The 11,809-nt window shown below is 74.0% G+C and carries 10 protein-coding genes and 1 pseudogene; 4 read left to right on the top strand and 7 right to left on the bottom strand.

What is annotated here, in order from left to right; translation table 11 throughout:
* Positions 1–180 precede the first annotated feature (180 nt).
* Entirely contained in the window at positions 181–1,368 is a 1,188-nt protein-coding gene (locus O7618_RS12805) for a hypothetical protein (protein ID WP_278106303.1), read from the top strand.
* 18 nt (positions 1,369–1,386) lie between these two features.
* On the opposite strand, the gene O7618_RS12810 is transcribed toward O7618_RS12805, so the two are convergent.
* The 3 genes and pseudogenes from O7618_RS12810 to O7618_RS12820 all read right to left on the bottom strand — a co-directional run bounded on the left by O7618_RS12810 (position 1,387) and on the right by O7618_RS12820 (position 3,403).
* Positions 1,387–2,598, bottom strand: a complete 1,212-nt coding sequence (locus tag O7618_RS12810; protein WP_278106304.1) for a cation:proton antiporter — start codon at positions 2,596–2,598, stop codon at positions 1,387–1,389.
* Between the two features lie 55 nt (positions 2,599–2,653).
* Positions 2,654–3,057: pseudogene (locus O7618_RS12815) on the bottom strand (ChaB family protein).
* 46 nt (positions 3,058–3,103) lie between these two features.
* The gene (locus tag O7618_RS12820; protein ID WP_278106305.1) at positions 3,104–3,403 is read right to left on the bottom strand and encodes a hypothetical protein; all 300 of its coding nucleotides are present in this window, start codon (positions 3,401–3,403) and stop codon (positions 3,104–3,106) included.
* Between the two features lie 404 nt (positions 3,404–3,807).
* Here O7618_RS12820 and O7618_RS12825 point away from each other — a divergent pair, with 404 nt between their 5' ends.
* Together O7618_RS12825 and O7618_RS12830 are read left to right on the top strand one after the other, a co-directional pair.
* Positions 3,808–4,959 carry a low temperature requirement protein A gene (locus tag O7618_RS12825; RefSeq protein ID WP_278106306.1) on the top strand — a complete coding sequence of 384 codons (1,152 nt, stop codon included), beginning with the start codon at positions 3,808–3,810 and terminating at the stop codon, positions 4,957–4,959.
* A gap of 66 nt (positions 4,960–5,025) precedes the next feature.
* On the top strand, positions 5,026–5,706 hold the full coding sequence (locus tag O7618_RS12830; protein WP_278106307.1) for a hypothetical protein: 681 nt from the start codon (positions 5,026–5,028) through the stop codon (positions 5,704–5,706).
* 284 nt (positions 5,707–5,990) lie between these two features.
* On the opposite strand, the gene O7618_RS12835 is transcribed toward O7618_RS12830, so the two are convergent.
* The 3 genes from O7618_RS12835 to O7618_RS12845 form a co-directional block, all read right to left on the bottom strand.
* Positions 5,991–8,024, bottom strand: coding sequence for a glycogen debranching N-terminal domain-containing protein (locus tag O7618_RS12835; protein ID WP_278106308.1), 2,034 nt, complete (start codon positions 8,022–8,024; stop codon positions 5,991–5,993).
* On the bottom strand, positions 8,021–8,401 hold the full coding sequence (locus O7618_RS12840; protein WP_278106309.1) for an SCP2 sterol-binding domain-containing protein: 381 nt from the start codon (positions 8,399–8,401) through the stop codon (positions 8,021–8,023). Before O7618_RS12840 ends, O7618_RS12835 begins: the two co-directional genes overlap by 4 nt.
* A 72-nt stretch (positions 8,402–8,473) precedes the next feature.
* Entirely contained in the window at positions 8,474–9,268 is a 795-nt protein-coding gene (locus O7618_RS12845) for a GNAT family N-acetyltransferase (protein ID WP_278106310.1), read from the bottom strand.
* A 164-nt stretch (positions 9,269–9,432) separates the two neighbouring features.
* Here O7618_RS12845 and O7618_RS12850 point away from each other — a divergent pair, with 164 nt between their 5' ends.
* A complete protein-coding gene (locus O7618_RS12850) occupies positions 9,433–10,896 on the top strand; it encodes an MFS transporter (RefSeq protein ID WP_278106311.1) in 1,464 nt (487 codons plus the stop codon).
* Positions 10,897–10,900: 4 nt separating this feature from the next.
* Here O7618_RS12850 and O7618_RS12855 read toward each other — a convergent pair whose 3' ends face one another.
* Positions 10,901–11,776, bottom strand: coding sequence for a L,D-transpeptidase family protein (locus O7618_RS12855; RefSeq protein ID WP_278106312.1), 876 nt, complete (start codon positions 11,774–11,776; stop codon positions 10,901–10,903).
* Between the last annotated feature and the right edge of the window lie 33 nt (positions 11,777–11,809).

Below are 11,809 nucleotides of genomic sequence, written 5' to 3' on the forward strand. Positions count from 1 at the left end.
CCGGTCCGCCTCGACGTCACCCGGCGCGACGCCCGGCCCGGCCGGGGAGACACCGGTGGCCCGGTCCCGGACCGGCAGGCAGGGAACCAGTCGGGTCAGGCCCGCCCGCCGCAGCAGGCGCAACCCCTTCGGCGGCAGGTTGACCAGCGTGAGCCGGGCCCGCACGTGCGCGCAGGCCCGGTGCAGGTCCAGGACGGCCCGGGCCAGCCGGGGCGACTCGACCGACGCCCTCCGCAGGTCCACCACCACGCCGCGGGGCCGTTCGGTCACCGCCATCCGGGTGAGCCGGTCCCGGAGCACGTCCACGCCGTCGTCGTCGAGGACCCCGCTCACGCCGGCCAGGGTGGTGCCGCCGGCACGGCGGAAAGTCACCCGGACCCGGGCGCCGCCGGGGTCGGCCGGCTCCTCGGCGGTCATCTCCCGCCGGAGCAACCCGATCGCCCGGCGCAGCAGGCGGGACACGTGCATCTGGGAGACGCCGAGCAGATCGCCGATCTGCTCCTGGGTCTGGTTGCCGTGGAAGTAGCGGATCACCACGCCGCGCTCCCGCTCCGGCAGCCGGCGCAGCGCCGCCAGCAGGTCCAGCCGGTCGCAGAGCCCGTCCATCCGGAGGTCCCGCTCGGCCAGCAGGTCCTCCCGCTCCGCCGGCTCGTCGTCCCCGCCGGCCGGCCGGTGCAGGGAAACGTTCCGGTACGCCCGTCCGGCGGCCAGCGCCTCCACCACCACGTCGACCGGCACGCCCAGGTGCCCGGCCACCTCGTCGGCCCGGGGCGCACGCTGCGAGCGGCGGGTCAGTTCGGCCTCGGCGGCGTGCACCAGCAGGTAGCGCTCCTGCAGGCTCCGGGGCACCCGGACGTCCCAACCGTGGTCCCGGAAGTGGCGCTTCAGCTCGCCGAGGATGGTCGGGGTGGCGTAGCCGACGAACGGCACCCCGCGCCGCGGGTCGTACCCGTCGACCGCCTTGACCAGGCCGTAGCAGGCCACCTGCACGAGGTCGTCGAGTGGTTCGCCGCGGTGGGTGAAGCGGCGGGCCAGGCCCACAGCCAACGGTCGATGGACCTCGACCAGACGGTCCCGGGCGCGCCGGGCGGTCGGGCCGTCGGCATCGCGCAGGGCGGCGAACATCTCGTCGATGTCTGCGTCGGACCGCGAGACGGACATGGTCATGGTCGTCCTCCACGAAGGCAGCGGGTCGGTCGGCGCGGTGGCGACCGCCGCGTCGCGTGGCTGGCACGCGAGCGGGCAGGGTCGGCCCCGGACCGGCGCGCCGAGCCGTCAGGTGGACGTGGTGGTCCTGGTGCCGTTGGTCGACACCGCGGCTGCCAGGCGCGAGCTACCGTGATCGCTTTCCGGGCGCGACGCCGGTAAACCCGGGCCCGCGTACCGTTACCGCTTCGAGATCTCGCGCTGCCCGGCGTACCAACGGCGGCCCGGCATCGCGGTGACGCCATGCACCACGACGCTGAGCGCGACGACGAGGCTGCCGGCGGTCCACAGCGTCTCGTCCCGCGCGCCCTCGTCGGCGCTGAAGGCCAGGTAGAACAGCGCGGACACGCCGATCGGGCCGAACCAGCCGAGGAAGACCAGCTCCCGCCAGGGCAGCCCGAGCGGCTTCTTCAGCGCCAGCACCACCGGCAGCCGCCGCAGGAGCAGCACCGCGACGGCGAACAGCGGCAACCGCCAGCCGGCGTCGAGCCAGTCGCGCCACGGCAGTTCGACGCCGAGCAGGAAGAACAGCGGCAGCAGCAGATAGCGGGTGAGCGAGTCGTCGAGCTTCTGCTCGGCGAGGCGCGGCTGGTTGCCGATGACCCGGTTGTAGGCCAGCCCGGTGACGAACGCGGCGAGGATGCCGTCGGTGTCGAGCACCCGCGCGACGCCGAGCGCGGCGATGCCGAGCAGCACCGCGAAGACCAGCAGCGAACCCTGGTCGAGAGTCTCCCGACGACTCGCCGCGCGCACCGCGTGCCCGGCCAACCAGCCGAGCAGGACGCCGACGCCCACCGCGCCGAGCACACCCCACACCGCCGCCGTCACCTGATCGGTCCAGGGCTGCGCGCCCACCGCGGCCAGGGCGAGGACGACGAGCGGGAACGCGAGCCCGTCGTTGCCACCGGATTCGCCGCTGACCACCCGCCGAAGCCGGGCCGGCAGTTGCCGCTCGGCCGGGCCGCCGGAGACGATGCTGGAGGCCAGCACCGGGTCGGTGGGGGTCAGGCAGCTCCCCAGCAGCGCGGCCAGCCCCAGCGGCACGCCGAGCACCAGCCAGGACAGGCCGGTGCTGAGCACGGCCATGCCGATCATGCCGGCGGAGAGCAGCACGAGCACCGGCCGCAGCACGGCCCGGTAGCCGGCGAGGGAGAAGCGCAGCGCCACGGCCATCAGGGACACCGCCAGCAGGGCGCGGCTCACCTCACGGATCAGGTCGGCGCCCAGCTGGTCGGCGAGGTCGACCAGGCCGAGCACCGGGCCCGCCAACACCCCCAGGCCCAGGGCGAGCAGCGGTTCGGACAGCACGGTTCGCCGGATGGCGCTGGACCAGAAGGCGAGCAGGACACCGAGCCCTCCCACGAGGGCGTACGCGAGCAGCAGCGGACTCATGGCCGCCCGCTACCCGCCGCGGCCTCGACCACACCCACCTCCCGAGGTCGGCGCCTCACCGGCGCCGGGCGCGGGCGGTGGCCCGGGCGTTGGCCTTCTCGATCGCCTCGACCAGCTCACCCTTGTTCATGTTCTCCGGGTCGTCGATGCCGACCCTGCGCGCCACGTCGTCCAGGTGGCCCTTGCTGGCGTTGGCGTCCACCCCCTGGGCGGTGGGCCGGTCACGCTCCCGCGACGCCGGGGTGCCCTGGGCCGCCTGCGGGTCCGAGGGGCCCTTGTGCTTCTTGGGTTCCCAATGGTCGCCGACCTTCTCGTGGGTGTGCTTCAACGACGCGTAGGCGGCCCGGTGCGCGCGCTCGCCGTCGCCGTAGCTCTCCTCGGCCGACTCCAGCGTCTTCTTGTAGGTGCGCCCGGCCTTTCGTCGGAGCGCGCGATGGTCGACGGGACGTCGTCGCGCATCTCCTCGGCCTGCTCGTGTTTGTCCGGCATGTCGTCCTCCCGTTCGTCACCTGTCCAGTTCGTCGCGGGCGGCCTCGGCGCCGGCGGGCAGCACCCGCCCGGCGGTCCCGGCGACCATATCCCGCACGTCGTCGGCGAGCCGGGCGGACGGGCCGCCGGCCGCGCGCAGCCGGGCCAGACCCACCCGTCCCAGCAGCACGGCCGTCACCAGATAGCCGGCGGTGAGGCCGGCGGCGGCCAGCCGGCGCGGGAGCATCGTCTCCAGCACCCGCAGCACCGTGGTCGACGCCGCTCCCGCGCCGAGCACCAGGCAGCCGCCGGCGGCGGCCAGCAGCGCGATCCCCACGCCCGCCGGGCGGGGCCGCCTCGCCCACCTGCGCGCGCACCGCCCGGACCTCCGCGCGGACCACCTCGGCCACGTCCTCGGCCAGCCGCTCGGTGGGGCTTCGCCGCCCGTCCCCGGCCACGGTCCCGTCGCTCATCACACCTCCCGCTGCGTCACCACGTGCTCCCGGCGTACCCGGGCGGGCCGGCCGCGCACCCCCGGCCTTCCGCCGGGGGTGCGCGGCGGCAAAGCCGGGGTCGGCTCCCGCCGGATGCAGAAGACTGGCCGGGTGAGCAGCCCACCGCACCTGCGCCGGTCCCGGTGGCTGATTCCGGTCGCGCCGGGCAGCCGGGTAACCCGGCTGGAGCTGTTCTACGACCTGATCTTCGTCTTCGCCTTCCTCAACGTCACCGGGCTGGTCGCCCGTGACCTGGCGGTGTCGCGGCTGGCGACCGGCCTGGTGGTGGTGGCGCTGCTCTGGTGGCTGCTGGACCGGTTTCGTCGCGCTCGGCAACGTGGTCCGCGCCGACCACGGCGTGCTCCCGGTGCTCGGCCTCGGCATCGTGGCCGTGGTGTTCGTGCTCGCGATCACGATCCCGCAGGCGTTCGTCGACCAGCCCGACGACCTGCCGGGCCCGCTGGTGTTCGCCGGCGCCTATCTGGTCGTGCGCGCGCTGACCTCGGTCGGGTTCCTGTTCGTGCTCACCCGCGCCGGACACACCCGCGTCCAGCTCGGCGCCGTCACCGTCCCGCCGCTGCTGGCCGCCGTGTTCATCGGGGTCTCGCTCACCGCACCGTGGTGGGTGCCGGCCGGCGCGGTCCTGGAAACCCGCCTGGTGCTGTGGACCGCGGCCCTGCTCGTCGAGTACGCGGTCGGGCTGGTCCTGCCCTACGCGCACTGGTCGCTGCCGTCGGCCGGGCACTGGGCCGAGCGACACGGCCTGATCGTGCTGGTCGCCCTCGGTGAGGTGGTGATCTCGCTGGGCGTCGGCCCGGGCCGGTTCGACCGGCTCGCCCTGACCACCCGGGTCATCACCGCGTCCGTGCTGGGCATCGCGCTGGTCGCCGCGCTGTGGTGGCTGCACTTCGACAGCCTGGCGGCCGGGGTGGAGCAGGTTCTGCACGGCACGCGCGGCCCGGTCCGAGTGCCGCTGGCCCGCGACGCCTACACCTACCTGCACCTGGTGACCATCACCGGCGTGGTGACCGTCGCGCTGGGCCTCAAGCTGCTGCTGGAAGCGGTCGCCGTGCGGCACTCCGCGCTGTCCGGTCCGGTCAGCGCGGTCCTGCACGGCGGCGTGGTGATCTACCTGGCGAGTCAGGCGGCGGTGGCCCGCCGCGCCTTCCGGCGGACGAGCCGCTCCACCCTCGTCGGGATGGTGCTGATCGCCGCGCTGGCGGTGCCCGGCGCCCACGTCGCGCCGCTGGTCGCCCTGGCGGTGCTCGTCGCGGTCTGCGGCGCGCTCGCGGTGTTGCAGCGGATGGCCGGCGAGCGCGGACGGATCAAGGCAGCGCTGCGGCGTGAGGAACACGCCGTCGAGGAGGCGGTCAGCGCGTGGCGGAAGCAGTATCTGTGAGCTGGTCGCGCGCCGGGTGCCGTGAGCGGCGGTTCCCGGTCCCGGCCGGCGGGTACGCTGCCGCAGGTGAGCGACGATCCGGGCCGACGACACCGCGAGGACGACGCCCGCCTCAACGGCCTGGCCCACCGGCTGGACAAGCCGATGGGCATCCTGGGGCTGTTCTTCCTGCTGCTCGTGCTCGCCCAGGCGATCGTCCACGACGAGCCGCTGAGCACCGTGCTCACCGTCACCAGCTGGATCCTGTGGGCGGTCTTCGTCGCCGAGTTCACGCTCCGCGCCTGGCTCGCCCGGCACCGCGCCGGCGAGTTCTGGAAGCACAACTGGTGGCAGTTGATCTTCCTGGCGGTGCCGTTCCTGCGCTTCCTGCGCGCGGCGAGCGCACTGCGGGCGGCCCGGGGCGGCGGCGTGGTCGCCGCCGCCATCCGCGGATCGCGGTCCGCCGGCCAGCTGCTCACCGACCGGCTGGCCTGGCTCGCCGTGGTGACCGTCGCCGTCATCCTCGCGGCCGGGCAACTGCTCGTCGTCACCGGTTCCTACCGCAGCCTCCCCCGCGCGCTGCACGACGCGGCCTTCACCACCATCACCGGTGAGCCGCTGCGCGTGACCGACACCTTCGCGCAGGTTCTGGAGCTGGTGCTGGCCGCGTACTCGGTGGCGGTGTTCGGCACGCTGGCCGGCGCGCTCGGCGCGTTCTTCCTCAGCCGGGAACGGGCCGAGGACGAACGCCGCCGACCGCAGGAGTGAGCGCCGCCGTCAGGCCACGGCCGGACCGGGAAGGCGACGGACGGCGCGCGGAAGGTCCGCGCCAGGGCAACCCGGGGAGGCTGACATAGGCGACCGCGAACGGCTGCACGACCTCCGCCAGCAGGCTCACGACGCCGGCATCGAGGGCAATTCCAAGATGACCGAGCAGCAGTTGCGCGACGCGCTGCGCCGGGTGGGCAAGGGCGAGCAGCCTGAGCTGGCCAAGCACGACGCCAGGCGGTGACACCGCCGGCAGACGGCACCGGCCGCTCGTGCCGGTGCCGTCAGTCCGGCCGGCTGCGTCCCAGCGCGTCGACGGTGCCCCAACGGCCGGGGAGGTCGAGGATCTCGACGCGACCGAGCCCCGGGGGGATGTCGGGATCGATGACCAGGTGGTCGTCGTGCGGTTGCAGGCCGAGCATGACCCGGAGCAGGAGCAGCGGCGTTCCGGCCGACCATGCCTGCGGGCTGCACGCCGTGGGGTACTGCACCGGGTAGTTGGTGAGGCCGCGCTGGTAGCCGGCGAAAACCTCCGGCAGGCGACCCTGGAAGTGCCGGGCCGCCTCGAGTATGCCGGCACAGATGCGTCCGGCCTCCTCCCGCATGCCGTACCGCCAGAGCCCCCAGGCGATGATGGAGTTGTCGAACGGCCACACCGTGCCCACGTGGTAGCCGAGGGGGTTGTAGCGGGCCTGGCCGGCCGCGAGGGTGCGGACCCCCCAGCCGGTGAACATGTCCGGGCCGAGCAGGTGGTCGGTGACGCTCCTGGCCCGGTCGACGTCGACGATGCCGCTCCACAGCAGGTGCCCCATGTTGGACGCCAGGGCGTCCACCTGGTTGCCGTCGGCGTCCAGCGCGAGGGCGTAGTACTCGCCGTCGGCGACCCAGAAGTCGCGGTTGAACCGCCGCTTGAGGTCGGCGGCCTCGCGCTCCAGCCGTCCGGCGTACTCGTGGTCGTGCCACACGTCGCGGGCCAGCCGGGCGGCGCGGATTTTCGCGTCGTAGGCGTAACCCTGTAGTTCACAGGTCGCGCGGGGAAAGCCGGGAAGCCGGCCGTCGCGGTAGCAGATGGCGTCCGGCGAATCCTTCCAGCACTGGTTGGGCAGGCCGGTGCGCGGGTTGCGGGTCTGGTAGTAGAGATAGCCGGTGCCGCGGCTGTTGCCGTAGGTGTCGATCCATTCCAGCGCGGCGCGCACTTCCGGTTCCAGGCGCCGGACGAGGTCCTGGTCGCCGGTCCAGCGTTCGTACTCGTCGAGCAGGATCACGAACAGCGGCGTGGAGTCGGCGGAGCCGTAGTACGACGAGTGGGGTTGCTCCTCGAAACCGGCCAGTTCCCCGTAGCGCAGCTCGTGCAGGATCTTCCCCGGCTCCTCGTCCCGGAAGTCGTCGAGCCGGCTGCCCTGCATACCGGCCAGGACCGCGATGGTCGGCGGCAGGAGGCGGGGCAGGAACGGCAACGCCTGCAGGCCGGTGATGATGCTGTCCCGGCCGAACAGCGTCATAAACCAGGGAAGACCGGCGGCGATCAACTGTTTACCGAAAGTGATGGACTGGTAGCGTAGAGCCCCCAAATCGCGGATCCCGGTCCGGTACGCGGCGGCCAGCGGCTCGTAGTCGCAGACCAACCGCGGCACGGACGCGACGAAGCTGGTGCGCTCGGCGCGGATCTGCTCGACGTTGCGATCGAGGCCGATCGGCAACGCCTCGCGGAAGTCCAGCCCGTCGGCCCCGATGATCAGAGCTTTCGCCAGCAATTTCGTCCGCCACTCGCCGTGCTGCTCCACCCGGACGTGGAACGTCATGCCCTGCTCGTCCACCTCACCCGGGGCGCTGCTGGTCACGTGCACCTCGCGGTGGAACCGCTCACGTCGGTAGCTCAGCACCAGCTCGTCGCCCGCGACCCGAACGGTGGCCCCGCCCGGTTTGCGCTGCGCATTCTTGATCTCGAACAGGTCGGCGAAGTCCGAGCCCACCTCGATGCGCAGGGTCAGGTCGACGGCCGAGGTGGTGTGGTTGAGCACCGTCAGCGTCTCCTCGAAGCTGCCGTTGATCGCCCGGTAGCGCAGCACGGAGAAATTCGCGTCGACGTAGTGGCTGGGTGCGCCGGGCACGAGGAAGTACGTCGTCTCGTACGAGGTTTCCTCGTCCACCGACAGCGGGTTCAGCCGCTCCCCGTCGAGGGTCAGCACCCAGGTGGACAGGAAGCGGGTGTCGAAGGAGAACAACCCGGTGGGGTAGTCCAGCGAGGGCTCGATGTCGCCCCGCCGGTCGGACACCACGAACGTGTTGCCGTCCAGGATGCTGATCAGCTCCTTCACGCCGGTGTCTCCGGTTCCACCGCGCCCACCGTCCGCGGGTCGCGCGCCCGCGGCGACGGTGGGAAGAACCGCCGGAACGCCAGGAACAGCTCAACGTCGCCACTGAGCGTCGCGTCGTTGCGCAGCAGCGCCGCCACCGGCTGGGACTCGCCCGTGACCAGCCTCTCGAACAGGTCGGCGTCGCTGCGCCACACCGTGTCCGCCTCGGCGTATCCGGGGGCGGCCACCGGCCGGCCCGATCGCAACGTCACCACCCAGTGATCGGTGTGCTCCCCGGTGTAGAGGTCGACCCGCAACACCCCGTCCACCGGGCTGCGCAACCCCCGCGGCGTTCTCGCCTGCAGCGTGCTGAAGAACTGCTCCACGAGCGCATCCATATAACAACAATAGGTGCAGACCGGGCAAGAAACGGGGTCGGGTCGAGGTCCGACCCGGGAGGAGGACGAGGCTCACCCGTCGCCCGTCCCCGGCAGATCACAGTGGTACGTGCACACGACGTCCCCGTCCGGCGTGGGCCGCGCCTCGCCGGCCATCCAGCCCAACCGTTCGTAGAAGCTCGTCGCGCCGAGCGAACCGGTCGAGGTCTGCGCCTCGGCCCGGCTGGCGCCCGCGCTCCGCGCCGCCGCGAGGAAATGCGACACCAGCGCCATGCCGATGCCGCTCCTGCGCCACGTCGGGTGCACGGCCAGGGCGGTCAGGACAGCCACCTGCGGGTCCGACCGCACCCGGTCCGGGTCCGGCGTGCTCGCCGACGCCCGCCGACCGCGCGCGCCGCGACCGGCCGGCCCGCGTCGGCGCCGCAGCAGACGGCAGGTCCACGGCCGCACCCGGGAGCGCAGCAGGCGCGCCGCCGCTCGGGGTCGGGCGCCCAGCGCCACGAGACCGGCGAGGGCCAGGAAGGCGAGCGCCCGCCGGTCGCCGGCCAACGCCGCGGCGTAGGCCGCCTGGTCGCTGGCGCCGAGGACGAACCCGACCACCGCGCCGTTCGAGACCGCGTCGACGGCGACCAGGCCCAGACCGTGCGGCGAGTCGAGATAGGTGCGATGCCACCGCCGGACGAACGCGGCGCCCAGCGACGGAAAGAGCCCGATCGGGAGAAACGCCACGTGCGCCCGGGACATCCCGATAAGATCCTCGTGTTCCGCCGCGCGCACGACGAGCCGACCCGCCGCCACCGCGTCGAGCGGCGGCGGCGCCACCAGGTCCGTCCGCAGGTCATCGACAATTCCGCCCGGAATCCTCACGGCTCCACACCCCCGTTCGACGCTGGCGCATACCCTCGCCGCCGGCCGGTACGCGGGGGTCCGCCGCACATCACCGCCGGTCCACCGTCGACGACCGGACCGCGGGGGCGAATCCGGCCGGCCGCGACGGACCTGCCCGCCGGGCGTCACGGGAGGCACCGGTCATGCCCACGGACAACAGCGGCGCGACGGCGTACCCCGGTCGTCGGCACCCGTTCGCGGCCCTGCGCCGGCGGGCGGCCGACCTGCTCGGCGGCCCGCACCGGGTGCGGGTCGTCGCCCTGCTGGCGGCCGTGCTCGCGTTGAACAGCGCCGACACCGGCACGGTCGGGGCGGCGGCCGCCCAGATCGAGGCGGACCTCGGCATCAACCACGCCCAGTTGGGCCTGCTGGCCACCGCGTCCTCGGGCGTGGGCGCGCTGGCGACCGTGCCGCTCGGGGTGCTGGCCGACCGGGTCGACCGGACCCGGCTGCTGGCGCTCACGATCACGCTCTGGGCGGCGGCCATGACCGCCGGTGGCCTCGCCCCCGGCTACGGGTGGCTGCTGGCCTCCCGGCTGCTGCTCGGCGCCGCCGTGGCGGCCTCCGGCCCGGTGGTGGTCTCCCTCACCGGCGACCTCTTCCCACCGGCGGACCGGGCCGCCGTGCTGGGCTGGATCCTGACCGGCGAGATCGTCGGCGCCGGCGTCGGGCTGCTGGTCGGCGGCGAGGTCGCCGCCCTGGTGTCCTGGCGGGCCGCGTTCCTCGTGCTCGCGGCGGCCAGCGTGGGGCTGGCCCTGGCGGTGTGGCGGTTACTGCCGGAACCACCGCGCGGACCGGCCCGGCCCGACGCCGCCGCGGCCGCCGGGTCGGGCGCGGCGGACCGCCTGCGGGAGGCGCTGGCCACCCGGGGGACCCCACCGGCCCGTGACCGGGTGGTCACCGACGACCCGAACGGCTGGTCGCTGCGCCGCGCGCTGGCGTACCTGCTGACCATCCCCACCAACCGGCTGCTCATCGTGGCGTCCGCGGTCGGCTACTTCTTCTTCGCCGGGCTGCGAACCTTCGTCGTCGTCTTCGCGGTCCGGCACTTCGGCGTCTCCCAGACCGCGCTGGGCGCGCTCGTGCCGGTGATCGGGGTGGCGGCGCTGGCCGGCGCGGTGCTCGCCGGGCGGTTGACCGACCGCGCCCTCGCTGGTGGCCGGCTCGACGTGCGCATCGTCGTGCCCGCGGCCGGCTACACCCTCGCCGCGGTGCTGTTCCTGCCCGGCGTGTGGGTCACCTCGGTCGCGACGGCCCTGCCGTTGATCGCGCTCGGCGCGGCCGGGCTCGCCGCGGCGAACCCGCCCCTGGACGCGGCCCGGCTGGACATCGTTCCCGGTCGGTTGTGGGGCCGGGCGGAGAGCCTGCGGACGATGCTGCGACTGGTCGCCGAGGCGGCCGCGCCGGCGACCTTCGGCTGGGTCGCCGACCAGCTCGGCGGCCCGGCCGGCCGGTCCAGCGGCACCGGGCTGCGCAACGCCTTCCTGGTCATGCTCGTTCCGCTGCTGGCCAACGGGATGCTGCTGCTGGCCGCCCGGCGCACCTATCCGACGGATGTCGCCACCGCCACCGCGTCCGACCGGGCCGGCGACGGCGGCCCGGGGTGAGCGCTCAGTACACCCAGACCCGGGTCTTCTTCGGCAGGACGTCCTGCGCCCACAGCCAGTCCATGGCCGGCAGCGTCACCCGCACGCACCCGTGCGACGCCGGGTACGGCGGCACGCTGGTGTAGCCGTGGATCGCGATCCCCTGCTCCTGGAAGTACTTCGGCCGGTACAGCCGACCGAGCGGGCCGTCGCGCCAGCCGTCGACCTGCCAGTCGATCGTCCACCTGCCGCGCGGGGTGTCCGCCAGGTATGTCTCGCCCTGGTAGGTGTAGTGCTCGAACGTGCCGGTCGAGGCGTTGAAGACCCGGCTCACCTCGCCGTCGTCGACGATCATGAGCAGCTGCCGGTCCAGGTCCACCTCGGCGAGGTGGCCGTCGGTGCTGCGGGCGTCCGGGCGCTTCCCGGCGGCGAGCGCGACCCGGGTCTTCGGGCCGACCACTCCGTCGCGGCGCAGACCGGCCGCCTTCTGCAGGGCGTAGACCGCCTGCTCGGTGAGCAGGCCGAACCTGCCGTCGGACTCGCCAACCCAGTAGCCGAGCCGGTCCAGTCGCTGCTGGAGCGCCCGGACCGCGTCGCCGGTGTCGCCCCGACGCAGGGCGTCCTCGGCGCCGGCGTCGGCCGGCCCCGACGGCGACGGGCTTGCCGGCGACGGGCTTGCCGGCGACGGGCTCGACGAGCGCGAGGCAGCGGGCGACTCCGTGGTGGGCGAGGGCGCGGCGCCGGTCGGGGTGGCCGTCGGCGGTCCCGGCGGTGGCGACGCCGTCACCGGGCGACTCGGGGCGGCCGTGGTCGGCCCGTCGTCCCGGGCGTCGCCGCAGCCGGCCCCGAGGATCAGCAGGACGGCGGACGTGACGCCGGCCGTGAGGTGTCGACTCTTCATGATCAGCGTGCCGGGGTCCCGGCCCACCCCCTT

Origin of the sequence: Micromonospora sp. WMMD980 (assembly GCF_029626035.1) — a bacterium.
Taxonomy (GTDB): Bacteria; Actinomycetota; Actinomycetes; order Mycobacteriales; family Micromonosporaceae; genus Micromonospora.